Annotated in this window: 21 protein-coding genes, 1 tRNA gene and 1 pseudogene; 8 read left to right on the top strand and 15 right to left on the bottom strand. The window is 53.4% G+C overall.

Annotation, left to right across the window (positions count from 1 at the left end):
* Nucleotides 1-14: 14 nt before the first annotated feature.
* The 3 genes from HALTADL_RS02495 to HALTADL_RS02485 form a co-directional block, all read right to left on the bottom strand.
* Complete coding sequence (locus tag HALTADL_RS02495; protein WP_089673379.1) at nt 15-1,304, bottom strand: orc1/cdc6 family replication initiation protein; 1,290 nt, start codon at nt 1,302-1,304, stop codon at nt 15-17.
* A gap of 463 nt (nt 1,305-1,767) precedes the next feature.
* Nucleotides 1,768-2,091 carry a hypothetical protein gene (locus HALTADL_RS02490; protein WP_089673378.1) on the bottom strand — a complete coding sequence of 108 codons (324 nt, stop codon included), beginning with the start codon at nt 2,089-2,091 and terminating at the stop codon, nt 1,768-1,770.
* Nucleotides 2,092-2,211: 120 nt separating this feature from the next.
* Nucleotides 2,212-2,625: a MarR family winged helix-turn-helix transcriptional regulator gene (locus tag HALTADL_RS02485; RefSeq protein WP_089673377.1), complete on the bottom strand. Its 414-nt coding sequence runs from the start codon at nt 2,623-2,625 to the stop codon at nt 2,212-2,214.
* A gap of 125 nt (nt 2,626-2,750) precedes the next feature.
* On the opposite strand from HALTADL_RS02485, the gene HALTADL_RS02480 reads away from it, so the two are divergent.
* Complete coding sequence (locus HALTADL_RS02480; protein ID WP_089673376.1) at nt 2,751-3,299, top strand: hypothetical protein; 549 nt, start codon at nt 2,751-2,753, stop codon at nt 3,297-3,299.
* A gap of 63 nt (nt 3,300-3,362) precedes the next feature.
* On the opposite strand, the pseudogene HALTADL_RS02475 reads toward HALTADL_RS02480, so the two are convergent.
* Nucleotides 3,363-3,545: pseudogene (locus HALTADL_RS02475) on the bottom strand (hypothetical protein); the annotation flags it as partial.
* Between the two features lie 46 nt (nt 3,546-3,591).
* On the opposite strand from HALTADL_RS02475, the gene HALTADL_RS02470 reads away from it, so the two are divergent.
* From HALTADL_RS02470 to HALTADL_RS02455, 4 genes are all read left to right on the top strand, one after another.
* Complete coding sequence (locus HALTADL_RS02470; RefSeq protein WP_009486633.1) at nt 3,592-4,758, top strand: ISH3-like element ISHla1 family transposase; 1,167 nt, start codon at nt 3,592-3,594, stop codon at nt 4,756-4,758.
* Between the two features lie 2,076 nt (nt 4,759-6,834).
* Nucleotides 6,835-7,389, top strand: coding sequence for a DNA N-6-adenine-methyltransferase (locus tag HALTADL_RS02460; protein ID WP_089673899.1), 555 nt, complete (start codon nt 6,835-6,837; stop codon nt 7,387-7,389).
* A 172-nt stretch (nt 7,390-7,561) separates the two neighbouring features.
* A complete protein-coding gene (locus tag HALTADL_RS17560; protein WP_265472939.1) occupies nt 7,562-7,696 on the top strand; it encodes a hypothetical protein in 135 nt (44 codons plus the stop codon).
* Nucleotides 7,689-8,795 carry a tyrosine-type recombinase/integrase gene (locus tag HALTADL_RS02455; RefSeq protein WP_245708533.1) on the top strand — a complete coding sequence of 369 codons (1,107 nt, stop codon included), beginning with the start codon at nt 7,689-7,691 and terminating at the stop codon, nt 8,793-8,795. The genes HALTADL_RS17560 and HALTADL_RS02455 overlap by 8 nt, the downstream gene beginning before the upstream one ends.
* A 3-nt stretch (nt 8,796-8,798) precedes the next feature.
* Here HALTADL_RS02455 and HALTADL_RS02450 read toward each other — a convergent pair whose 3' ends face one another.
* From HALTADL_RS02450 to HALTADL_RS02410, 9 genes are all read right to left on the bottom strand, one after another.
* Nucleotides 8,799-9,902, bottom strand: coding sequence for a tyrosine-type recombinase/integrase (locus HALTADL_RS02450; RefSeq protein WP_089673897.1), 1,104 nt, complete (start codon nt 9,900-9,902; stop codon nt 8,799-8,801).
* A gap of 186 nt (nt 9,903-10,088) precedes the next feature.
* Nucleotides 10,089-10,163 (bottom strand) — tRNA-Glu (locus tag HALTADL_RS02445).
* 122 nt (nt 10,164-10,285) lie between these two features.
* Nucleotides 10,286-12,253 (bottom strand): 3-hydroxyacyl-CoA dehydrogenase/enoyl-CoA hydratase family protein, encoded by a 1,968-nt coding sequence (locus HALTADL_RS02440; protein WP_089673896.1) that lies wholly within the window; start codon nt 12,251-12,253, stop codon nt 10,286-10,288.
* A gap of 442 nt (nt 12,254-12,695) precedes the next feature.
* Nucleotides 12,696-12,932, bottom strand: coding sequence for a HalOD1 output domain-containing protein (locus HALTADL_RS02435; protein ID WP_089673895.1), 237 nt, complete (start codon nt 12,930-12,932; stop codon nt 12,696-12,698).
* A 344-nt stretch (nt 12,933-13,276) separates the two neighbouring features.
* Nucleotides 13,277-13,471 (bottom strand): hypothetical protein, encoded by a 195-nt coding sequence (locus tag HALTADL_RS02430; RefSeq protein WP_089673894.1) that lies wholly within the window; start codon nt 13,469-13,471, stop codon nt 13,277-13,279.
* Nucleotides 13,472-13,672: 201 nt separating this feature from the next.
* Nucleotides 13,673-14,302 (bottom strand): peptide-methionine (S)-S-oxide reductase MsrA, encoded by a 630-nt coding sequence (locus tag HALTADL_RS02425; RefSeq protein ID WP_089673893.1) that lies wholly within the window; start codon nt 14,300-14,302, stop codon nt 13,673-13,675.
* Between the two features lie 26 nt (nt 14,303-14,328).
* On the bottom strand, nt 14,329-14,739 hold the full coding sequence (gene msrB, locus HALTADL_RS02420; RefSeq protein WP_089673900.1) for a peptide-methionine (R)-S-oxide reductase MsrB: 411 nt from the start codon (nt 14,737-14,739) through the stop codon (nt 14,329-14,331).
* A 301-nt stretch (nt 14,740-15,040) separates the two neighbouring features.
* Nucleotides 15,041-15,835: a helix-turn-helix transcriptional regulator gene (locus HALTADL_RS02415; RefSeq protein ID WP_089673892.1), complete on the bottom strand. Its 795-nt coding sequence runs from the start codon at nt 15,833-15,835 to the stop codon at nt 15,041-15,043.
* Nucleotides 15,836-15,939: 104 nt separating this feature from the next.
* A complete protein-coding gene (locus HALTADL_RS02410) occupies nt 15,940-16,755 on the bottom strand; it encodes a YihY/virulence factor BrkB family protein (RefSeq protein WP_089673891.1) in 816 nt (271 codons plus the stop codon).
* 159 nt (nt 16,756-16,914) lie between these two features.
* Between HALTADL_RS02410 and HALTADL_RS02405 the strand changes: the two genes are divergently transcribed.
* Entirely contained in the window at nt 16,915-17,445 is a 531-nt protein-coding gene (locus tag HALTADL_RS02405) for a DUF5817 domain-containing protein (protein ID WP_089673890.1), read from the top strand.
* A 48-nt stretch (nt 17,446-17,493) separates the two neighbouring features.
* Here the strand turns inward: HALTADL_RS02405 and HALTADL_RS02400 are convergent, their stop codons facing one another.
* A complete protein-coding gene (locus HALTADL_RS02400; RefSeq protein WP_089673889.1) occupies nt 17,494-18,030 on the bottom strand; it encodes an HPP family protein in 537 nt (178 codons plus the stop codon).
* Between the two features lie 457 nt (nt 18,031-18,487).
* Nucleotides 18,488-19,825, bottom strand: a complete 1,338-nt coding sequence (locus HALTADL_RS02395; RefSeq protein ID WP_012659191.1) for an ISH6-like element ISHla10 family transposase — start codon at nt 19,823-19,825, stop codon at nt 18,488-18,490.
* 155 nt (nt 19,826-19,980) lie between these two features.
* Here HALTADL_RS02395 and HALTADL_RS02390 point away from each other — a divergent pair, with 155 nt between their 5' ends.
* Entirely contained in the window at nt 19,981-21,609 is a 1,629-nt protein-coding gene (locus HALTADL_RS02390; RefSeq protein WP_162551655.1) for a sensor histidine kinase, read from the top strand.
* Nucleotides 21,610-21,920: 311 nt separating this feature from the next.
* On the top strand, nt 21,921-22,544 hold the full coding sequence (locus HALTADL_RS02385) for a UbiA family prenyltransferase (protein ID WP_321166918.1): 624 nt from the start codon (nt 21,921-21,923) through the stop codon (nt 22,542-22,544).
* Nucleotides 22,545-22,651: the final 107 nt, after the last annotated feature.

The following is a 22,651-nucleotide window of genomic DNA, read 5'->3' as shown; positions in this document are numbered from 1 at the left end:
ACGGCGTCGACCCCCTACTGATTGTGAAATTCTTTGAGCTGTGAGTTGACAACAGATCGGAGCAATTCTTTTTGATTGGATATTGCTTCCAATCGAGTGTCGTCGACGATTCGGTTCATCATCGCTGCGGGATCTCCAGTGAAAGTAAACTCCATATACATTCCACCGCCACGCCCTCGACTCTTCCGAGAGGTCGAGATAAGACCATACGTAGAGAGTTCTTTGACATACTTGACGTAGGTTTCGCGAGTCATCTGGTCTGCATCGAGTTCATTGGTCACCCACTGGTAGACTTTGAAGCCAACAGGACTCGGAACTGAACTTCGTGATCGATTCGAGTGACAGGCAACAGCAGCCGTAGCGTACAGTGAGATTTTTTTCTGTGTCGTCAATCCCTCTACGAGTTTCAGCGAGCGATCTTTGTCGATTTCCTCTTGAGACTCACGGACGTGATCTTCGGTAACTCTGCTATCGTCTCGCTCATCTGTGAGATCTCCAGCGCCACGGAACAGATCAATTGCCTTCCGGGCATCACCGTGGCTTTGTGCCGCAAACGCCGCAACGAGTGGAATCACATCATCTTTGAGTGCATCCTGGCGGAATGCGTCACGTCGGTTTTGGAGTATTTCGCGCAGCTGCGTAGCATCGTAGTCAGGAAAGTAGATGTCTCGAGGATTGAACGAACTCTCGGCACGACCATCGATGTCCTCCATGAACTTCGGGTCGTTGGTCAGCGCCGCAACCGACACGCGGCCTTCAATCTCATTCGTGTTACTCGCTCGCGATAGCTGGTACAAAAGTTTCGAGTACGCTGGCTCATCATTTGCTCGTCGACCGACTAGCAGGTCAATCTCGTCGAGGATGAAAATAACCGAGTCGTAGTGTTCATTGATGAGTTCATACAGGCGTCGGTACTTCCGCTTCGTAGATACACCTGTCTCAGGGACACCGACCTCTGCACCGACGTCTTTCGCGACAGTCTGAACGAGATCGTAGACGGCTTGATCGAGCGTATTGATTGGCTGGCAGTTGATGTCGACCACACCGAAACGTTCGCCCTTCGATTGACAGAGTTCGATGATTTGTTGTGTGACTGCTCCAATGATGAGGGATTTCCCTGTCCCAGCAGGACCATACAGCAGCATATTTGGAGGACGATTTCCCTGAAGCGTCGGTTTCAAAAATGAGACAACAGATTCGAGTTGATCGTCGCGCCCGACAATCCTCTCTTCATCGATAATCGTATCTGGCTCAACGAGATCCCGATTGACGAAAACCGATGCCTCCCCCTCATCATCGAGCATATCCCGGATTGACCGCTGGGTATTATCTTCAGCAGCCACTCCATCTTGATCTAGCATCGTGTCTCCGGTAGGGCCCTCGTGAGCGGCTTCTATTTGTTCGTCGTCGTCTCTAGAATGAGTTCTTTCATCAAGGGTAGATTGATCCGCCCCATTCTGATCACCACCGGCCATACGGCTTCTGTACGCCGGAGTACTAAAAAGGTTAACCTACGTCGATGTTTATACACTAGATAAGGCCAATCTATCACCCGTATTCTACGGTTCTATATATCTGGGTTAGAACCAACACCGATGTATATTGGTTGAGGGCCTCCCCGTCGTCGAAGTGTAAGCTGTGCGTCTGACACCCCGGCATCGAAGTGTAACTTCTCATCCCACACTCCCCGTCATAGATGTGAAAAACACCCTTCTCTACCCTTATTGTCGGTGTTTATGGCAGATTTCATATCGCACACGGAAGTCCCTAATCGTTGGATTTGACTGGACCTTTATATTTGGACTTGATTTTGTCTCCCTCCCGCCACTGCCAGTAGTAGTAGCGATTGTCGTTGATCTCCTTGATCGTAATCGTGGCCTTCGTCGGAACATTATCTGGAAGGTCGTCCGGCCGTTCCTCGATCTCGTCGTCATCTGACTCCTCCTCGAGGCGGGCCCTGCGACCTTTGTGCTCGGCCAGTGCCTCGGCGTAGCGGGCAATGTCTTGGAGTTGGTCTGGAGAGAATCCGTTGAGTATGTCGACGGTCTCTGTCGGAAGTTCTGCTGGTGGCGTCGGTGGCTCGTAGGACATCAGCGGTCGCCTCGTGTTAACCAACACAGCGGCCGACTGCATAGTTTTGTTGGTTAAGCAGCGGCTGAATACGAAATCGAACGGTGATCGAGTACTGATACGGAGCCGGTCCTGCAGGAGTTAGGCTTCGTCCGGTCGGGGGGCGTTCTCGTACTTGACCATCTTCTCGGGCTTGTCGGAGATGGTCTCGTAGATCTGTTGGAGGGTTTCCTCTGCAGCGAGGAGGTTGTGTTCGTCAAGGAAAGTTCGGCCTTCCTCTGTAAGGCCATAGAACTTCCAGGGGTAGCCCTGTCGACGCTCGTCGTCGTCCAGCGCGACTTCTTTCACGATGCCAGCGTCGATCAGCTTCTGGATGTGCTTGTAGACGGTGGCATCGCTCACGCTGAGGTTGAGCTCTTCGAGCTCGTACATCGAGGGGAGCTGATCGGGATGCTGGAGGATGTTGTTGATGAGGGCAAATCGCGTCTGCTGGGTGACGAAGTGAACGAGTTCGCGCGGTTCCATCTCCTCAGCAGTCTCAGGCTCTGTGCTCATACCGTGCAGTACACGGCGTGGTGACAAGTAGTTTGCCCTTGGGTAAACTACCCTAGAGTAAATCAGACAGTTGAACAAGTAATTTACTCCATAAATCATATCTCTCTGCTCGAGAGACATTCAGTATGTCCGATGAGGAGTCGCCTGTTCCTGAGGACGTTCTCAAAAGTGCCAAAGACCAACTTGATGAAGAGGAAATAACGCTGGCTGACAATGAGGAGATCCTCCACGCTTTGAGCGAGTTAACTCCGGTCTACGAGAACGACCGGTCGTACTTTGTGCTCGGGAACTACGACCGAGAGCCGATCCGACGTCTGAACTTGGTGGTTGACCGCCTCAACCGTCGCACTGACGGGTACGCCTTCCGGATGGTCGACATCCGCGGTGAGTGGGACAACAGCATCCAGAAGTTCTGTCTCATCGCCGATATCGTGACGTACCTCGTCGGCGTTGCCGAGAAGGATCCGAGCGACTTCCTCGTCGAGCAGGGTCTGCTCGTCGGTACGACCGAGTACTTCGCAAAAAGTCACGTCCTCAAGCGGACGTACGAGGATGAGGAGCATCCGTTCGGCTGGATGCAGGATGGTGTCTTCGAGTTGTTTGACCGGGAAAGGCGGCTGTATCGGTGGCGAACCGAGGAGGATCTCGTCGACATGACCGGCGAGCTACCGTAACCTGGCTCCGAACAGCCTACGTAGTATCATTCTATGGTGATTGAATCCATCGATGCCAGTTAATCATTGGTCACCCTTTCGACCGGGGGGCTGACCATCCGGCTGGGAGACGCGTCCCTGCTTGATCTCGTGGTCGACACGGCGCAGATGCTTGCAGCCACCTTCGGGTGCTCGCTGCTGCCAATCGAGACAAGTACAGGATTCGCCGCCGGCGTCGATCTCGTACCAGTTCCCAGACTCAGACTCAGTACTTCACAAAGCCGCTTAGTTAGAACGTCTGCTTGCTGAAGGTGTGTCTAAAACCAAACAAGCAGACGGTGAGATCCACGAGGACCAGCTTCTTAACTTTCTCGTCAACCGCCTTGACGAGGAAGTTTCGCTCTCGTTAGCCAATAACGCTGAAATCACTGCTGAAGACATCTATGAGGTCCTCGTCGGCGCTTGCGCCGACGGGACCTCTGTCTCTACGCTCTGTGCGTCGAGCCAGAACTCACCCGCTGGGAACACGGTCCTCTACCATCTTCGGACGAAGTTCGAGCCGGAACGGCTCGAACGAGTCGCTAACACGCTCCTGCGAAAGGATCTCGATGAATTGCTCCCCGAACAGGTGGAGGTCTGCGCAGACCTCCACCTGCGGCCCTACTACGGTGACGAAGACGACACAGACGGCCTCTATCACTCGGTAGCGAAGCGTGGAACCACTGCGTTCCACGCCTATGCCACACTCTACGCGCGTGTGAAGAACAAACGCTACACGCTGGCGGTACGCCGTCTCAAAGACGGCGATACCGCAAGTAGTGTCCTCGCTGAGTTCTTCGGTGTCCTCGACGGCCTTGACGCCGGGGTCAAGGCCGTCTACCTTGATCGCGGATTCTACGACAGTAAGTGTCTCACGCTGCTTCAGGCGCACAATTACGCGTACGTGATCCCGATCATCCGGTGGGGTGAGGCGATTCAGCAAGAGCTCTCGGAAGGATGGAGTCGCGTCATTCAGCATGATCTGACGGGGAAACTCGACGGTCACAGCTGGACCGTCGATTTTCCCGTCTACATCGACTGTACGTACCTAAATGGGAAGTATGACGAGAACGGTGTGGCGCGTCACGGCTACGCCGCTGACGCGCCGTTCATCGACTCACCACGGGACGCTCGATACCACTACTCGAAACGCTTCGGTATCGAGTCAAGCTATCGCTTGTTTGAGCAAGCGATAGCGACAACGACAACACGAGATCCAACGGTACGGCTGCTGTACGTGGTGGTGAGTCTCCTCTTACAGAACGTCTGGCGGTACCTTCACTACGAGTATGTGGCGACGCCCCGCCGAGGCGGGCGTCGCCTCTGGTGGTGGCCGTACAAGGAGTTCGTCAATATGATTCGACGAGCTGCGTGGACGGCCCTCGCGGTGCGTCGGGCCGTCCCCGCGAATCGGCCACCTGACGACCGATTCCACCGCTAACCACCGACCGAGCAAGCCAGCGGAGTGAGTGGCGACGCTGTCGCGTCGGCGGCTGACCGCCGCCGACAGCGACAGCTCTCCGTCGATCCGTCCGTAATTCTCTCGTCGAGACCGTCAGTACAACCGCTTCGACACAGAACTCAGGCCGCAGAAACAGCTAGCCGAGGATGCTTTGTGAGGTACTGACTATTCGATAGGCGTAGTTTCATGAAGATAGTACCGACCTGTTTCCAGAGGATAGAATGGTAATGAGGCAGAGATTCTTGACATCCTCCCCGCCCTGAAGGGCGAGGTTTTAGCCTTGAAATTTCTAATAAATGTCGACGTCATCTGGAGCAGCGCGGTTTCGACACGACAGTCGTGAGACGAACCATCGAACGGCACGAGCCTCGTTCAGCCGTTGTTGAGTCCGAATGGTGGTGTCGTCTTGCAGGTATCTGATCGCTCGAACGAACAGGGTAATTGAATTGCTAACAACGCATTCATCCAAGCAAAAATCATTATCAGAAATTATTGGTTAAGGGGTGTACGAGGTTGGAACGAGGTCCAGTATTTCGTACACAAGGTAAGGCACCCCCATCGTACACTCGTACACATGCACGTACATCTTGGTCAGACGGGTATTTTCAAATGTAGATTTAGAGGGTGTACGATCCACACTTATTGGTGTATATTTGACTCACGAAGCTATTTTGGGGTCTCTTTTTATTTATGAACGTAGGATGATATTACTTCGTTTGAGGAATTCGAATGCGTCTACAAGACTGGCCTCTATTAATCCAGCTATAGTCCAACAAGCGTCAATCGAATTGTATTTACCTGCTCCTTCGGATGTCCGGTGAAGCCGATCATTTACTCGCTTCGGAGCCCAATTCTTTTCGTTGCCGCCGAAGCGTCCTCCATCTAGCTCAACAAACCCGTGCGTAACGAGGTGGTTCCAGAAACGAATCATCGTCTGTCGGTTGGGGAATACCCATATCGTTGGACCAGCTTTCGGCTGCGACCAGTGTTCAAACTTAGATTCCCAGCTTTCAGTATTCCGGTGAGCAGTTAGCACCTCCACCCGTGCGAGTTGGTTACCGTTGCTCCACAGACGGAGGTCTGGCCGCTGTGGGAGGTTTACCCGAGGATACACATCTATACCAGTGCAACGCTCCAACCGGGAGAACACGTTTGCTGCCGCCATGGTCCCTTTTCTGTGCTCCAACAACTCGCTTCCATCACGGAATATCGGTGGCGTGGGTGTTCGTCCAAGACCCACTTCGGGTAAATACCATCTGAGTGAGCGAAGATGTGTTCAATAATCTTCATACATTTTTCAGTTGGTGACCACTGGCAGCGACGCCCTGCGACGTAAGTATCCTCGCCTCTATCCTTGCTTTTGAAAACCCCACGGTCAACTAACAATTCATGTTCGTGGTCAACAGCTGGCTCCCACCTCTCGCCCATAATCTGTCGGAGTGTCGGCTCATAGTCGGCTCCAATCGACATCCTCTGGTTTTGAACTTTGAAGACGGTTGCGTTAAACCAAGCTGTGACCCGGTAAAGAATATCTACTTGGTGGTTTGAAAGGCTGTACGTCTGTGCTTTTTCGTACGGGGATCGGCTGGACATACATTATTTAAGTCGCGTTATATTTAAAACTCAGCAAAATAGACCAGAAGCATTGTTCTCTTGAATAATGAGAAAAAATATGAGACAGAGAATATTGTGTAGTGTGCTATTTCCATAGATGAGATAGGAGTAGCACGAACATTGGATGTTCTATCATGGAGAATCGTCGTTTTTACCACCCGTTGATAGAATCATTGCTTATTTTTGACCATCTTCGATGGCTCAATAATTTAAATAGCCCGTCTCTTCACCTCTCAGAGAGCATATTCTCTTATGACAAATATCTATTTGTCCGACGCAAACACCAAGTATATAAGCACATAATACGTACAGGATTTTAGAAATCACCACCGGACAGCCAGCAACTTTGTGGATGCGTAATCCCTGCATCCGTAGTTTTTGAGGGAGAGTCCGGCTCCCTCGCTAGCAGATCATGTAGAAAAATCTGTAAACAAACAAACTATGAAAAAGTACAACATAAGTAATCCAGACTGGTTGGATGAAGATTTAACAAAAGAACTAGAAACTGCTGGCTCAAATGAGTATGGAACACCACCACAAATCATTGAACCGTTAAAATATGCAGTTGGAGGACAGTTCGATCTCGATGCTGCGACTTGCAAAAAAATAACGCACATCGCAAAGAACTACTACACCAAAGAGGACGACGGACTGGAGAGTCCTTGGTTTGGTAGGGTGTTCGTCAATCCACCGTACTCAAGAGAAAAGAAGAAGTGGGTGGCAAAGGCACGCAAGGAACTAACAAAAGACCGCGTTGAATTCATTGTATTCCTTTGTCGCGGCGACTCATCAACTAACTGGTGGCATGGCTTGTTCGAAGACGCATCGTACGTGTGCTTCCTTGATTCTCGAATGAAATTCATCGGTGCGAAGTCATCAGCTCAATTTCCAAGTCACATCTTCGTACTGGGCGATGCACCGAGTAAATTGTCAGATGAATTAGATGAATTAGGTTCAGTGAAAAGACTGACTGAAAGAAAGCCGCTAGCAGACTAAGATCAGCGACAATTAAATTTTAAAATCGTTATTCACTAATTATTTGTTGAACATGTTTCTAATAGAATTTTAAATCACGTTGTTCATTATAACTCACATTGGCGGCTCGTGTTATTATCATATTATTTAACCTAAGTTTTTAAAGCAACTGGTTTCTGTCATTGTGTACTCGATGAATCAAACAGACAAACAAAATAATCGACAAACGCGTGAAAACCACGCAACGGCCGACAAAACCACAGACCACCGAAACCTCCGGGAAATCAACCCAACCTGTTCAGGCAACGAGGATGGTGACGATGAGTAATCGCACGAAAAATGAACTGAGCCAGTCATTCTCAGAGTTGGGTCAGCGGCAACAGGACATCTTTGAATCGAAGGTTGAGCGATTTAAGCAGTACTTGCGCTCGGAAGGTAAAGATCCATTAAAACAAAAGGGATATGCAGAAAAATCGATTGGCACGCGAGTGTCACGAGTGCTGCAAGCTATTCAATGGATTTGGGAGCAAGATGGTGCTACGACGGAAATCACACCTGAGCAAGCAGATCAAGTAATTGAGTCACTCGCCACCGACGATTTCCGTCGTCAAGATAATGGGCGATACCGGGAAGATAGCAAGCGAAAGATTTCGGACGCGCTAGTCAACTGGTTTCAATTCAAAGACTCTGACTGGGAGCCAGATATCACATTTCAGGGAGAGGCGTCTACGGATAATGCGGACCCATTTACAAAAAATGAGGTTAGTACACTTTGGGAAGCATCACTGACCTACAAATCCATCCCGAAGTACAACAATCTCACTCCAGAAGAGCGGGATCGCTGGCGGAGGTACCTTGCACAGGAACTCGGTAAGCCTAAAAACGATGTCAACCCTGCAGATTGGGAAAAAGTAAATACGAGCTGGAAAATCCCGTCAATAATCGGAACCGAAAGAGCAGCGGGTTGGCGGCCAGCACTCATTGAACGAATGAAGGTCGACTGGTACGACGCTAACTCAAAAACAATCATAATTCCTGGAAGCCAGGCGGTCAAAAATGACTCACAATGGGTGCAACACCTCCCAAACAAAGCGACAGACCCATTAGAGCGCTGGATTGAGCAGCGAGAAAACATTAAAAAATACGACAACTCAGACTATATGTGGTTGAACCGGAAGGGTAACCCGTATAATTCAAAAACCCTCAACGACCTCCTTGATGGACTTATAGAGGAAGCAGAAGTCAGTGTCGGGGGTCGGAAGATTTCCTGGTACTCATTCCGGCATACACTCGGGACATACACGTACGAGGAATTCCACGACCTCGAAATCGTTGCTGAGACACTACGACAAAACAGCACGGCATCAGCCGCTCGATACGTTCACCCGACTGACGAAATCCTGCGAAATGCCGCGAATATTCTTTGATATTCACCCCATCCGATCTAATGCGTCTTGCCGGTCTTCGACTGGTGCTTGATCATACTTCATCGTCGTCTCAGCACTCTTGTGCCGGAGCTGAGCTTGCGTCGCTGCCAAGTCCTCCTCTCGCGTCATATACGTCCCGACAGAGTGACGAATCGTGTACCAGCTCATTTGCCGGTGGGTGGTGTCAATATCGGCAACCTCACAGAGTTGTTGAAGCAGGTAGCGAAGTGATGTTGTTTGGTACGAATTCGAGTTTCGAGTAAGCCAGATCGCGTCTGTATCGTCGTACTTTTCATATGTTTCACGCTCTGCAAGCCAATTATCGAGTGCTTCTGCAGTCCTGGATTGAAGACCGATGACCCAGTGTTCTCGATTTTTTGAACTGTCTTCCTTCGGGATGCGGAGAACTGCGTTGTCGACATCGATCCAACTAATTGTTGACCGTTGTACTTCGATTGGGCGGAGCCCGGCATCGAGACTCGTCCAAACCAGCGACGGGACTTTCCACCCGTTTGCGCGCTCCCAGTCGGCTGGTTCAACCTCTGATTTTGGTTTCTCGAATCGCTGGGCGAGATACTGCTTCCAGCGGTCTCGCGCCGCCGGTGTGAGGTTGTTGTACTTGGGAACGGAACCGTATTCGAGTGCGGCTTCACGCACAGCAGAGCGCTCGTCACGAGTCAGGTAATCTCGGGGACTTGTACTCGTCTCGGCTGCGAACGTGATTTCTGGGTCCCACACGCTGAGCCCGTGTTCATGATGCCGCCATTTGAACAGTCGTTTAACGGCTTTCTGGCAGTTTCGTTTGTGGGTCACACTCACGTTCTCGCGCGCGAGATGTTTCATCCACGCGTCGGCATTCTCATGTGTGACGTTCACTGTGTACCCGCCTTCTTGCTCCCAAACGAACCGGTAGAACCGGTCCATTCGGTACGCACCGGGTTTCAGGGTACCGAGAGCATACCCACTTGCTTGGTCAGGGCGTTTTCCGAACGTAAGCAACCATTCGAGGCAGGCTTCACGCTCGTTGCGGTAGTCGAGTTGCTGGCGCGGGTTGAGGTATTCTGTCGACGTTTCGGTGACGACGGGGAGTTCGTCGAGTTCGTCCATCACTCCCGCCTCCGTCGACGGGTTCGTGTCCACTTGGCGAATCCTTTGAATCTACTTGGTGGGGCAAAACGGCTAATCGCAAGACTGCGTCGGGGTCGTCGAATCCTGGGAATTAACTTGGCCTGAATCATTGGCTATCAGCTCTGAGTTCACGGCCAATAATCGCAAGACGGCGGTAGAATGGAATGCTCGATCAGGGATTCGAACCCTGGTCCTCGGCTCGAAAGGCCAAGATGATTGGCCGGACTACACCAATCGAGCTTCCGCATTACATCGGATGAAGCACGGACATATAAATCTCATCAATCGCCGGTCCTGTGGGTCGGTGTATCAGACCACAGCCGTGACTCATTCGCGTTGGAAATCAACACCGACGGAGACCGCTACTCGCCGGTGAAATCCGGCTCTTCGTCGTTCATGAACGCCGTGATCCCTTCGAGCAGGTCGTCAGTATGCATCAACTGGCCGAACGATTGGGCTTCGATCTCCAGCCCGGCGTCGGTATCCTCGCGGCCAGCCAGCATCGCTCGCTTGGTGAACTTCTGGGCAATCGGCGGTCCGGCCGCCAGTTTTTCGGCCAGCTCCATCGCTGCCGCTTCGAACTCCTCGCTGTCGACGGCCTTCGTCAAGAACCCATAGTCGACCATCGTCTCGGCGTCGTACCGATCACCAGTGAAAATGATCTCCTTGGCTCGGCTCTCGCCGATGAGGTGGCTGAGCCGCTGGGTGCCGCCCCAGCCGGGCAACAGCCCGAGGTTGTGTTCCGGCTGGCCAAACGTCGCCCGCTGGCTGGCAATGCGGAGATCAGCCGCCGTCGCCAACTCCATCCCACCACCCAGACAGAAGCCGTTGATTGCGGCAACCACTGGCGTGTCGCAGGATTCGAGTTTCCCAAACGTCTGCTGGCCGGTCCGCGACAGTTCGACTGCTTCAAGCGGATCGGCGTCGGTGGCAAAGCTCGAAACATCGGCTCCGGCACAGAACGCCCGGTCGCCTGCACCCGTGATCAGGAGACACCGAACGTCGCTGTCGGCATCCAGTTGGTCAATCGCGGTCGACAGCTCGTCCAACAGCTCGGGGGTAACCGTGTTCATCTGGTGGGGGCGGTCAATAACGACTCGCGCGACTGTCCCTTCGCGTTCGATCTGAAGTGTTTCGAACTCCATGGAGCCATCTGTGTCGCTGGTGGGATAGAACTGTTCGTCCTCGCCTGCCAGTTCGCGGAGTCGGTCGACTGGCTCGTACCGTGGCTCCCCAGTGGTCTCGTAGCGATCGTCGAGCGTCTCAACAAGCGGCTTCAGGCCTCTGTTGTCGGCCATCTTCGCTGGGCCATCGGGGAACCCCGCGCCCAACTGCATCGCTCGGTCGATAGCCGAGGCGTCGGCTACATCGTGCTGGATCAACCCCGCAACTTCGTTCGCCATCAGTGCCAGTAGGCGGTCGGCAATCTCCTGTCGACCGGCATCGGGTTGAATGTCGACGCCGCCGTTATCGTATTTATAAAACCCTTCTCCGGCCTTCTTGCCGACCTGTTCGGTTTCGACCTTCTCGGCGAGCAGCGGACAGGGCCGATAGGCATCGCCTAACGTCTCGTGCATGTAGTCCAGCACGTGGTAGCTCACGTCGATGCCGACCTGATCGGCGAGTTCGAAGGCTCCCATCGGGAGTCCCATATCGAATTTGGTGGTCGCGTCGACCTCGCCAATCGTCGCGGTTCCCTCCTCGACCAGCCACGCGGCCTCGTTGAGCAGCGGAATCAGGACCCGATTAACAATAAAGCCGGGACTGTCCTTGTGGACTCGAACTGGCGTTTTGTCCATCGATTCGGCCAGCTCCTCGACGACGGCGAGTGTCTCCTCGCTGGTGTGGTCGCCAGCGATTACTTCGACCAACTGCATCCGGACCGGCGGGTTGAAAAAGTGCATTCCACAGAACCTCTCGGGCCGGTCGGTGGCCTCCGAGAGTTCGGTAATCGAGAGACTGGAGGTGTTGGTTGCGAAGATTGCGTGGTCGGGCGCGTACTCGTCGACCTCACTATAGACGTCGCGTTTGATATCCATCACCTCCGGAACCGCTTCGATGATCACGTCGGCCTCGGCGACGGCGTCTTCCATGTCGACCACGGGCGTAATTCGCTCGCGTGCGGCGTCGGCCTCTTCGTCTGAGAGCTGATCTTTCTCGACGAGTTTGTCGAGGCTCCACTCGATCTGCTCGTAGCCCTTCTGGACCAGTTCCTCGTTGATATCTCGCAACGTCACATCGTAGCCTGCTAACGCACTGACCTCGGCGATTCCGTGGCCCATGTTCCCGGCTCCAAGCACTGAAATCGTCGTCACGTCAGCTAACTCCATACGGGTGGGTCCACGCCAAGGTGATTCAACGTTTCCCCCGAACTTTTTTCGCCTCGGGTTCGCCGGAGGCGAACCGCTCGGCGCAAAAACTTCGATGAAAAAGGCCGAGGGCTCGGCCTTCGGCCTCGCCCTCGGAGAACCGCGCTCGCTCCGCTCGCGCGGATGCGAGTGAGAGTTTTAGCCTTTGAATATAGTAAATCACAGTCGACTAATAATATACCGCACCTATGCGGTATCTTAAAAGGGCCGTGACGGGGATGCATCGTTCAGTACTCATCCGTCGACTGCTCAGTGCCGGTTGATCAGTTGCAAGACTGCGAGCGCCTGTGAAGCATTGCACTGTATTGCTCCAACTATTCACAACTTTCGCTGGTACCATCTGGAGAACGTTAGCTTAGTACGTCTGGGTTCAGCTACCCGCAGTCGACATTTGTTGTAGAAGTCACGCCCAGAGTCCTTCTTGGGTCCCGTCAACGAAGATTCCTCCATCACTTGTGACGGTTACTTCATGCTCAGAGAGTTCAAATGTCAAGGTCCATGATGCAGTACCATGTGATGCCAACCGGTGAATTGCCTCGGGGTCAATATACTCGTAGAGAGTAAGATCGAGTTTGGAAGGTTCAGTCTCTTTTGCCTCTGCAATAGCTTCGACAATATCCGGAACCGGAGACTGTTCCATACGACAATATAGAAATTGAGCACGAATAAATGTAAGACCCTATTTATATGTGTGTCAAAAAGTGAAAATGACTTAAGAATCAATTAGTAGAGTATCGCTACACCTATTCCCTATATCTTGCACGCTATCCGGTAGAAATATTAGTAGACTTAACTTTTTCACTGGATCTGCCTTGATTTATGTGAACTTTGGATTCTATAGAGTACAAAGTTTGACTTAACGGTTAGCACGGCTCGATCACGGGGCGTGACCAACTAACCCATCTGGATTCTATCAGAACGTCCCGTGCAAGATAGAACGCGCGTATACAGCAAAAAGTAACTCCGGTCGGAGACTACTCAAATTTACTCTAATCGCTCCTTGTCAAACTGAGGGCCCTTCGTTACGAGATGTTCGTCTGTATCCCACTCAACGAGTCCCTTTGATTCTAACTCTGGAAGTGAGAAATGCTTCAATTGGAGTCGAAGCTTCGCTACATCCTCGTTAGCAGATGGTGGGTCGTTACCCAGCACATCGTGCGGTGCGATGGAATCGCTCATTACGTTCGATAACACTCCCCATACCAATCAAATACATAGTATTTGATGCAATTAATAAACGCGACTTGGATGAAAATCGAACCAACGCATGCTGCATCTATGCTCTGTATCTTGCACAGCCCTCTCTGTCAATTCTGAAGCAGCTACTCTTATTTCACTATCTTCGATACGAACCGACATCGACACACCCGACAGCGATGGCTAGCCACGGTGGACTGTTCGGTTTGGGGCCGCAAACGTGTGGCCGTCGGGAAGGTCGCGCCCGGCGGCCCGCCCATTGAGTTTCGCCGCCGCCGGTGACTCACGAACGTCCGCAGCGTCGTAACCGGCGTCCTCAAAGGCATCCAAGATCGCCCGTTTGGCTCTGAGACTGTGTTTCTGGTGATAGTCCTCAGCGAGATGGAACCGCGAGAGCTGCTCGATACGGGTTTCGATCCCATCGCGGCCCAACCCTCGTGCGTCGAGATAGCCTTCGACTGTTTCGGCCTGCTCGGGTGTCGACACAAACAGAATGTTCTGGTACTGGACGTTCGAGGACTGTCGGTTGAGGTCGTGACTCCGGACGGCAAGATCAAGTAGGTCTCGGTACGACCGCTCGGTGGGATCGTAGTCGACCTGAAAGGCCTCAGTATGCTCGCCGAGGTCGTGGTAAGTTGGGTCGACCTTCGACCCACCGGCGTAGCCGACGCGGGTGCGGATGACGCCATCCAGCGCGCCGAACCGTCCGTCCGGTCCCCAGAAACAGCCGAGGGCGAACGTTGCGGTTTCGGTTTCTTCCCGCGTCGGTGCCTGCTGATCGTACTGCTTGATTGTGGTTGGTGTCGGACTCATGCTGGGGTGTGCTGATTCAGGGTGCGCTATTCGTCCTCGAAATCCAGCGCGATACCGTTGATACAGTAGCGTTTGCCGGTCGGTTCGGGGCCGTCATCGAACACATGGCCGAGATGGCCCTCACAGTTGCTACAGACGACTTCGGTTCGGGTTCGACCGAGGCTGTGGTCCGGTCGCGTCTCGACGGCATCGCTGTCGGCCGGATCGTAGAAACTCGGCCAGCCAGTGCCGGAGCCGAACTTTTCGTCGCTCGTGAACAGCACCGCTCTACAGCCAGCACACCGGAACACGCCGTCGTCGTCGACTTTTAAGAGGTCGGATGTGCCACTCCGCTCGGTTCCGGCCTCTCGGAGAATACGGTACTCTTCGGGCGACAGTTTTGCTTTCCACTCCGCATCCGTGTTCGGTTGCTCAGTGTCAGACGATTGGTCGACCATACTACCCATTGGCATCACACGACCATAACCATCCGGGCTCTGACCAGCGGACGCACACAATCGCGAAACGCAGTCTCCGTCTCGGAGCTGCAGATTGGTCGGGGAGAAAAGAGGATGTTTCGACTCAGCTGTGTCGTCGGAATCGGCCAAAAGTGTGGGAAGGGGGGTCGAAAACTGCCAAGAGTATGGAAGGGGTAGGGAGGATTGTGTGGGAGTTCCCTTGGCAGTATTCGGTATGGGGCACTTGATTATAGTGTTATCCCGTGGGTTCTGTGCATACCACTCACACTATTCACCTGATTTACAGATTCGTGAGCCGCTTAACCGACGACTCACGGTACTCAGCAAACAGCGATTCGGCCCAGCGATAGACGGTTTCGTTTTCGGTTTCAAGAAGCGCTTGCGGAAACCCATCGTCGTCTTCGACACCGATCTGCGTGGTTCCGGTCTCGTTGATCCCCAAATAAAAGGGGACACTGTCGACGACCGAGAGGGTTAGCCCACCAGTCGAAATCATCTCGTTGAAGAGGGGGACGAACTGCTTGCCGTGGATCGTGTCTTCGACATCGGAAGAAACGATGATTTCGGCATCGAACTCGCCGTCGACGATTCGCTCGTGGACCAACTCGGAGCCACGGAGGTCCATCGATGGAAAGAAGCCGCGGAATCGGTCGGTCGTCCGCAGCATATCGATCTGTTTTCGCGCCGGAGCAAGTGGATCGCCATCCGAAATCATGGTGATCTCACCGTCACGTAGATCCGCAACCTCGATATCGAACTCGGAAAGCGGGAACCATTCGAGAAACGGTGACAGCTCTTCAGCAGTCGACATCGTCTCGGAGAACTGGAGGAACGACTCGATGACGATTTCGCCAACCGGTGTGAGTCGAACCTCACCACTCCGTTCGGTCACCCAGCCGACCTCGGCCAGCGAGTCCAGCGAACGAGCAACCGTAGATCGGGACAGCGACAACTGATCTCGGAGTTCCCGTTCAGTTACCGGTACCGAATCCGAGAGAAACTCCATAATACGAACCCGAGATTCAGCCCGCGACAGAAAGCAGATTTGATCAATAACAGTCTCTGGAGTCTCCATATACGGTGGGCTTTGACCATCAACTCAAATATACTGTCCGGTTGAACACCGGATACGGAGCTCGGTTCGGCGAGCCGCTCATCGTGCTGAGCCGTCGAGCGATCTTAGAGTCGCGACTCACGGACGACGACGTTGACGACCGCACCGATCAACACGGTGAGCGCACCGATGTAGAGCCACGTAATAAACAACAGCAGGGCACCCAGAACCCCGTATACCTGATATTCGGCGGCATAGACCGCGTACAGTTCAAACCCGAGCCGCAGCAGTACCCAGCCGGTAGCCGCAACCAGCGCGCCCGGCAGGACCTCCCGCACGCGGAGTCGACCGGGTGGCAACAGCGCGTACAGCGGGAGCAGCGCCACGAGAAGCGAGACGAACAGTGTCACCTGTTCGAGCGGACCGACAATCCACTTCGGTACCCGTCCGAAGGTGAGAGCGAGATCGAAACCGATCAGCACTGTCACCGCAACCAGTAGGGAGCCGAAAACGATGCCGATGTTGACGATCTCTCTCCGAATCGTGATCGCCGACTCGTAGTCGTAGAGTTCGCCAAAAGCCCGTGAAAGCCCACGTGAGAGTTTGAGTGTCCCCCAAATGAACCCGAGGGAGCCGACAACACCCGCACCGGTTCGCCCGGTCGTATCCGCGAGTGCCTCGGTCAGGAGCTCTTGGCCGGTGTTGGTAAGCAGGTTTTCGACGACACCCAAAATCTGTTCCAACACGAGTTCGAGACCGACCGCGGTCGTGATTGCGAACGTCAAAAGCAACATTGGAACCAGCGAAGCCAGTGCGTAGTAGGCAACACCCGCAGCAACAAAGGTGATGTTTCGGTCGAGAGCCAGCGAAACGACCTGCTCACCCAGTCGAACCGGGGTTAAATTGGTGAGTCGGTCGACGAACCGGGTTACGCCACCCATCTATTGTTTTTCGTGCGCGAGCCTCAAGGGTGTTTGTTAGACAGTACCTGACTGTCAGTAGCCAGTTCATATATCGACCCCCCGACCCCCCGACCCCTCGACCCCTCGACCGCGAAGCGACCCCGTGGCAATAAATACGAGTGGGCAGTAGCCCCCGATATGTACGCGGTCGTCGGCTGTAACAACTGTAGCATGCTGTGGTTGGTGTCCGATCCCACGAGTTCGACCACCGCTCAGTGTCCACGCTGTGGGAAGACCCACCAGACGAAAAAACTCAACCGCTTTTTCGAGTCCGACGACCGGACGGCCGCCCAGCAGGCGCGGTCGGCGCTGCTCGCCAAGAAACAGGGCGACTCCGAAGCCTTTGCCGATGTCGACCACGTTGCCGATCTCGAAGCCCAGACCGACGAACCGGTAGTCGAGGACCGGGAGTATCTCGAAGCGAGTGGAGTCGATGCCGACGCGGCCGCAGCGGCGGGCGACACCTCGGCTGGCGGCTCCAAATCCCGCGACGAAATCATCCGCGAAGCCGTCCGCGAGGCAGGTGGCAAGGATCGACCCACGGAAGCCGAGATCGTTTCGTATACCGAACAGCGGGGCGTCCCGGCGGAGAAAGCGGCGGAGTTACTTATAAAACTGTGTCGACAGGGCGAAGCCTCCGAGAGCGGCGGTCGGTATCGGCTGCTATGATTCTACATTATAAAAAACACATAAACCGGCGCTATGAAATGTCTATTTTTAGATCTTTAGATCGTCGGATCGCTCCGCGTCGAGTGCGTGGTCGGAGTCGACCAGACGGGAGAGTAGCATGCGGATACCGGCATGAAACTCGACGAGGATAACGATACTCACGATGATCGTTAGAACTTGGAGTGGCGTCGACAACAGCCCAAGCGAGACGATGAGCGTCGTTGCGCAGGCTGGAGCGTGGACCCGATTGGTTGCGATCATTCCCCAACTCGTCAGGATCATCGAGACGACAGCACTCAGCGTGAGCCGCAGCCCGTCGGTCGACAGCTCGGGCGGGATCGTGGTAAGCGAGACATCCCCCGCAATAACCGCGTAGGCAACCAGTCCAGCAACCCCGCCGATGAGATGGCTCCCGACGATCCGGGAGCTGTCGGTTCGTTTTCCCCGTTGCTCGAAGGCGAGAATGAACGCGGAGGGACCGAGACTCGGGAAAATAAACGGCTGGCCGCTCACCCACGCGAGAAGTCCAAGGACGGTGAACAGCAGCCCTGCATAGAGGCTTGTCCCGAGTTGGCGACGTAACACAGCTACCGCTCACAGTTCCTGATTTAAAAAAACATCCAATCTCTGCGAAAATACGGCTCGAAATTCTGTCTTTGTCAAAGAATCGTCGACAACTTACCGGCCGAGCGACTCGTGGGCGCTCGACAGATGCAGGGGCAAGGCTTCCGATAATTGTGGGCAGTTTGACTGTTGTGCTCTCGTTCGAATTCCATAACACACATAAATTAGTTTATTTTGGCAGATTATTTTTGCTATGATGTGTGTATATTTTGACCCGACAACTGTCGAGAGATGTTTCAGTGTGGACAGTTGTTTCAATTACTAGTTGTGCAAAATATCGATAAATAACATACAAAATATAAATATCATATTAGCAGGTGGTTATTTGTATCTAACCGCTATTAGTACGGTATAAACAGTGAACCGTGAAAATAGATGCGCCACTGTTTGTAGCTTATGGGTCGTGTTGCAAAGCGGTCTAGACTTTGCCGCTGGTACTCTCAATTGAGAGGTCACAGTTGATTGCTGTTTTGGTCGAACGTTGGAGCAGTTCGTCGAGGAACGCTTGGTAGTACTCGGGGTCGGCGTACTTCACCAACCGAAGTTGGAGTATCGCTTCCAATCCCTCTGCTGTCCAGCGCATCCACTGGTTCTTGCACCGCTTGCTGACCTCGCCCATCAGTCGTTCGACGGGGTTCGAGGTCCACGGAACCTCGAACCCCTCGACAGCGTGCTCGGCGAACGTCACAATCGACGGCAGCCACCGCCGAAGATACCCTGCAGCCTTTGCTGACCCGAACTGCTCCAGTTGCCACGCTGTCTTCTCTAATCGCTCTCTCGTTCGCGCGATCCGCGAGCGGATCGCCGCGAACTCCTCCGCTGGACGATGCTTCGCCACAGAGTTCTTCAGATGGAACACCTCGTCGATCACCTCCGAAACGATCTCCTTCCGACGGTCCAAGGAGAAGACGCCATCGTCCCAGAGGGTGTAACCCAGCGTTCGGCCGACGTGGACGAGATCGAGCTGGTGGTCACGGTTTTCGTCGGTAAAGGCTGTGACGATGCCGCTATCAGCGTCACTGACGACCGTCGCGTCGTCAGTGACTGCGCCGATATCATCGAGTTCGGCGGCAGTTTCGTCCCAGTCAGCGTTGACCGACAGATCCAGCAGGGAGCGTGACTCTTCGGCGGTGTCTTCGCCGAGCGTTGCTTGGACGGAGTGGGACGAGCGGTCGTCGTCTTGGCTGTGGCACTTTGTCCCGTCAGGAATGACGGCGTCAGCGTCTGTGCCAGCGACACAGTCTGGAAGGAACTGTTTGAGCTTGTGGCCGTATTTCTTGGCACGGCGGTTGATGGTGGTCGGCGACGGCATCGAGACGAAGCTGTCGCCGTGATTGGCAGCGTCTCGATAGCTGAGCGAGGTAGCGAGATCGACGCTTTTGGCGGCGATGTCCTGCTGATAGCGGTTCTGCCCGTCGAAGTCGAGAACGTCTTCGACGGGCCGGAAGTAGCTGGATTCGTCTGGGGAAGCGGCTGTATCTTCGACGTAGTGGAGAGAGAACTCGTGTTCTCCGGCAGTTGTGACAGCTGTGCGGGTGTCGGTGCCGGCGCGTTGGAAGCGCTGGTCACCGTTGCCATGTGCGTGTTTCTCACCACAGAGCGCCTCGACGCTGGCGGCGTCGAGGCTCTCGACCAGCGATTCGAGAAGGACTGCTTCGAGGTTCTGGTCAGTGACGGCCTCGGCAAGCGTGGCGAGCGGTAGCGTTTTGTCGTCGTCGATACTCAGTTCGAACCGCACGTCGATTGTGGCGTGCATGGGGTACCTCGGTTTGGACACCAGAGGCAACCCCGCCTTCACGGGAGTCAGTTACTACTGAACTCTAGAGGACTTTGCGACACGACCAGCTTATGTTGACAGTAAGAGATTGAATTATGCAAATCGAGTTTACACCTGTCATCGCAGTAGTACTGATGTCTGTCGGTATCCTCCCATCACTGGTCGTCGTCAACTCACTGTACGATGAGTGGCAGAAACCGGGTGTTCTGTGGTTCATCGTCTCGATGATCACTGGGGGCCTCTGGGCACTCATCTATACACTGATGACGCTGATTCCGTCTCCCGAGATAACACGTCTCCTTGCCAATTTTTTCTGGCCAGTTGTCACCACAGCTGCAGTGTCGCTATTCCTTCTCGCCTACGAGTTCGTTTTCAAGGAGATTGCTTCGCGTCGACTCGTGATTTTCCTGTTTGCTCCTGTGGTGATCTTGTTTCTGTTGTCGTGGGGCAATCCGGCAAACATCGTCTTCGGATCCAACTACTATGTCGACGCCAATGGCTATCTTCGGTTCTCGATGTTCGGCGATCCACTCCGTCTACTCGTGGTTCAGATCTACGGCTACTCGCTTGCGTTTTTGGCTGCCGGAATGTTCGTCGGTGACATGATACGGTCCGATGGAATCCACCGCCAACAGGCCTCGTATTTGTGTGTCGTGTTCGTGATACTGGTGTTCTCGTCGATGATCAAAGTCGGGGAGTTGGTACCGATATACTATGACCCCACCTCGACAGTGTATGCCTTTTCGGGGCTGCTGTTCGCCCACTCTATCCAGAAACACGGCCTGTTACAGTACGGTCCCGTTGCCCGGGAGTCCGCGTTCGAAGAAATCGAGGACATCATCCTCGTCGTCGACGCCAACGATGTCATAATCGATACGAATCGGGCAGGCCGCCAGCAGTTCGGCTCCAAAATTTACGACAGATCGATACAGGATCTCCGCTCGGAGTATGCGACTGCCGAAGACGACAACCCACACGAGACCGTTCAGTTGGACTGCGGCGATGAGCAACGGATCTTTTCGGTACACAGTTCGGTACTCAACTACGGACGTGGCATCCAAGGGAAGATCATCATACTGAGCGATATCACCGATGTAACCGAACGTGAGCGTGAACTAAATCTCCTCAAAGAGATTTTTTCGCGAGTCTTCAGACACAATATCCGCAACGATCTCACAGTGATCACTGGCTATGCTGATCTCATTACAGAACAGCAGCAAGACAACGAGCGCGTGGCTGAGTTGACCGCTGGAATCGTTCGGAAATCGAATCATCTACTCAAACAGTCAGAGAAGGCCCGATCCATTGAAACAGTCATTATGGATGATAATCTGGTGACTGGATCGATTCAGGACGCGGTCGACGATGCGATCTCGTCCTGTGAACTGACCGACAACTATACTGTTCAGTCTACAGTCGAAGCTATTCGTGTCGAATTCCATCCACAGTTTCACCTCGCAGTCGTCGAACTTATCGAAAACGCAGTTGTCCACCACGCCGGTCCTGAACAGCCCGAAATAACCCTCTCTACGGAGTCGACAGACACCCGTGTTTGTCTGATCGTCGAGGATACCAGCGGCGGTATTCCACAGGCCGAAATAGATGTCTTGGAGGCCCAAGAGGAGACAGACCTCCAGCACAGTTCCGGTATCGGACTCTGGCTCGTCCGATACATCATCAAGCGATCAAACGGACAGCTTTCGGCGACAAACACAACGGAGGGAACACGTATCAGAATTCACCTTCCGAAAGCCAATGACTGAAACCGAGTCGGATAACTAACAGAATGTTGCCAGTATATGTGCCAGTGGCATCGTTTATCAGCAGAGTCCACTCAGTCACGTGATAATAGGGTAATAAAGATACATACAGTCTTGGATTAAATATACGTCACATGATGAATGGTGCTCCCACATACTTGTTTCTAAAACTTAATATTTGGTTATGCATGACGGCGGTCATCATGGTTGTCGCATCCGCCATGGCGCTATCGATCCCGTTGCACGCTGTGGGTGGTGGCCTACTGCTAGCCCCACTTTTGTTTTATGTTATTTATGTCGAAGATCGTCGGACAGTGAGTGACGAAGATCAGATCAACAACCCACACCGAACGCGACTCGTCCAACGGTATCGCACCGAGCTTCTGGCTACAGAGATCTTTGCCTTGATCTGTTACGAGCTGCTTCTCGTCTGGCTCGTCGCTGTCACTCCTGGCCGAGGGGTCGGGTTTCTGCTGCTTGGACAGCTTCCGTTCGGTGTCCTCCTGCTGTACGGATCGCTGAAACAGTATCCAACGTTTGACTCGCTGGCTGTCGGGGGGACGTGGGCGTTCATGATCGTCTTCTCGGTAGTGGTCTCGACGACCCACGAGGTGACGATGGATCTCTTCGCTGTGTTCGGTGCATGGTTCCTCATCGTATTCGCTGGCGTCGAATCACGAAACCTTCAGGATCTCGATGGCGATACAGCAACCGACAAAACCACATTAGCAGGCCATCTCGGCAGACCAGCGACAACGATTATGGTACGAACGCTCAAGTCGACAGGTGTTATTATATTCTGGTATATCGCCGGGATCTGGGTCGCTGGCATCGTCATTGGATACCTACTGCTTCTAACTCTGTTTCGGAGAATTACACAGAATCAAGACGAACGAATCGAGATCAGAACCGATCAGACGAACGCCGAACAGCTGTAGGTGTGATCTCGGTCCATGCCTCTCTGTTCACAATATGTTATATATTTATACGATTGATTTAAATTATTTACTTTGAATTAATAATACGCATGAGAGACAATTCTACA

It is taken from the genome of Halohasta litchfieldiae (assembly GCF_002788215.1).
GTDB classification, from domain to species: Archaea; Halobacteriota; Halobacteria; order Halobacteriales; family Haloferacaceae; genus Halohasta; species Halohasta litchfieldiae.
The sequence above is the reverse complement of the archived record's forward strand: the minus strand, read 5'-3'. Positions and strand labels throughout refer to the sequence as shown.

Excerpts from the sequence above, each read along its gene's own strand:
- HALTADL_RS02460 (WP_089673899.1), top strand. The coding sequence starts at position 6,835 with ATGAAAAAGTACAACATAAGTAATCCAGACTGGTTGGATGAAGATTTA.
- HALTADL_RS02430 (WP_089673894.1), bottom strand. The coding sequence starts at position 13,471 with ATGAGCGATTCCATCGCACCGCACGATGTGCTGGGTAACGACCCACCA.
- HALTADL_RS02405 (WP_089673890.1), top strand. The coding sequence starts at position 16,915 with ATGTACGCGGTCGTCGGCTGTAACAACTGTAGCATGCTGTGGTTGGTG.
- HALTADL_RS17560 (WP_265472939.1), top strand. The coding sequence starts at position 7,562 with ATGAATCAAACAGACAAACAAAATAATCGACAAACGCGTGAAAACCAC.
- HALTADL_RS02485 (WP_089673377.1), bottom strand. The coding sequence starts at position 2,625 with ATGAGCACAGAGCCTGAGACTGCTGAGGAGATGGAACCGCGCGAACTC.
- HALTADL_RS02435 (WP_089673895.1), bottom strand. The coding sequence starts at position 12,932 with ATGGAACAGTCTCCGGTTCCGGATATTGTCGAAGCTATTGCAGAGGCA.
- HALTADL_RS02425 (WP_089673893.1), bottom strand. The coding sequence starts at position 14,302 with ATGAGTCCGACACCAACCACAATCAAGCAGTACGATCAGCAGGCACCG.
- msrB (WP_089673900.1), bottom strand. The coding sequence starts at position 14,739 with ATGGTCGACCAATCGTCTGACACTGAGCAACCGAACACGGATGCGGAG.
- HALTADL_RS02455 (WP_245708533.1), top strand. The coding sequence starts at position 7,689 with ATGAGTAATCGCACGAAAAATGAACTGAGCCAGTCATTCTCAGAGTTG.
- HALTADL_RS02395 (WP_012659191.1), bottom strand. The coding sequence starts at position 19,825 with ATGCACGCCACAATCGACGTGCGGTTCGAACTGAGTATCGACGACGAC.
- HALTADL_RS02450 (WP_089673897.1), bottom strand. The coding sequence starts at position 9,902 with ATGGACGAACTCGACGAACTCCCCGTCGTCACCGAAACGTCGACAGAA.
- HALTADL_RS02415 (WP_089673892.1), bottom strand. The coding sequence starts at position 15,835 with ATGGAGACTCCAGAGACTGTTATTGATCAAATCTGCTTTCTGTCGCGG.
- HALTADL_RS02390 (WP_162551655.1), top strand. The coding sequence starts at position 19,981 with ATGTCTGTCGGTATCCTCCCATCACTGGTCGTCGTCAACTCACTGTAC.
- HALTADL_RS02480 (WP_089673376.1), top strand. The coding sequence starts at position 2,751 with ATGTCCGATGAGGAGTCGCCTGTTCCTGAGGACGTTCTCAAAAGTGCC.
- HALTADL_RS02495 (WP_089673379.1), bottom strand. The coding sequence starts at position 1,304 with ATGCTCGATGATGAGGGGGAGGCATCGGTTTTCGTCAATCGGGATCTC.
- HALTADL_RS02410 (WP_089673891.1), bottom strand. The coding sequence starts at position 16,755 with ATGGGTGGCGTAACCCGGTTCGTCGACCGACTCACCAATTTAACCCCG.
- HALTADL_RS02490 (WP_089673378.1), bottom strand. The coding sequence starts at position 2,091 with ATGTCCTACGAGCCACCGACGCCACCAGCAGAACTTCCGACAGAGACC.
- HALTADL_RS02440 (WP_089673896.1), bottom strand. The coding sequence starts at position 12,253 with ATGGAGTTAGCTGACGTGACGACGATTTCAGTGCTTGGAGCCGGGAAC.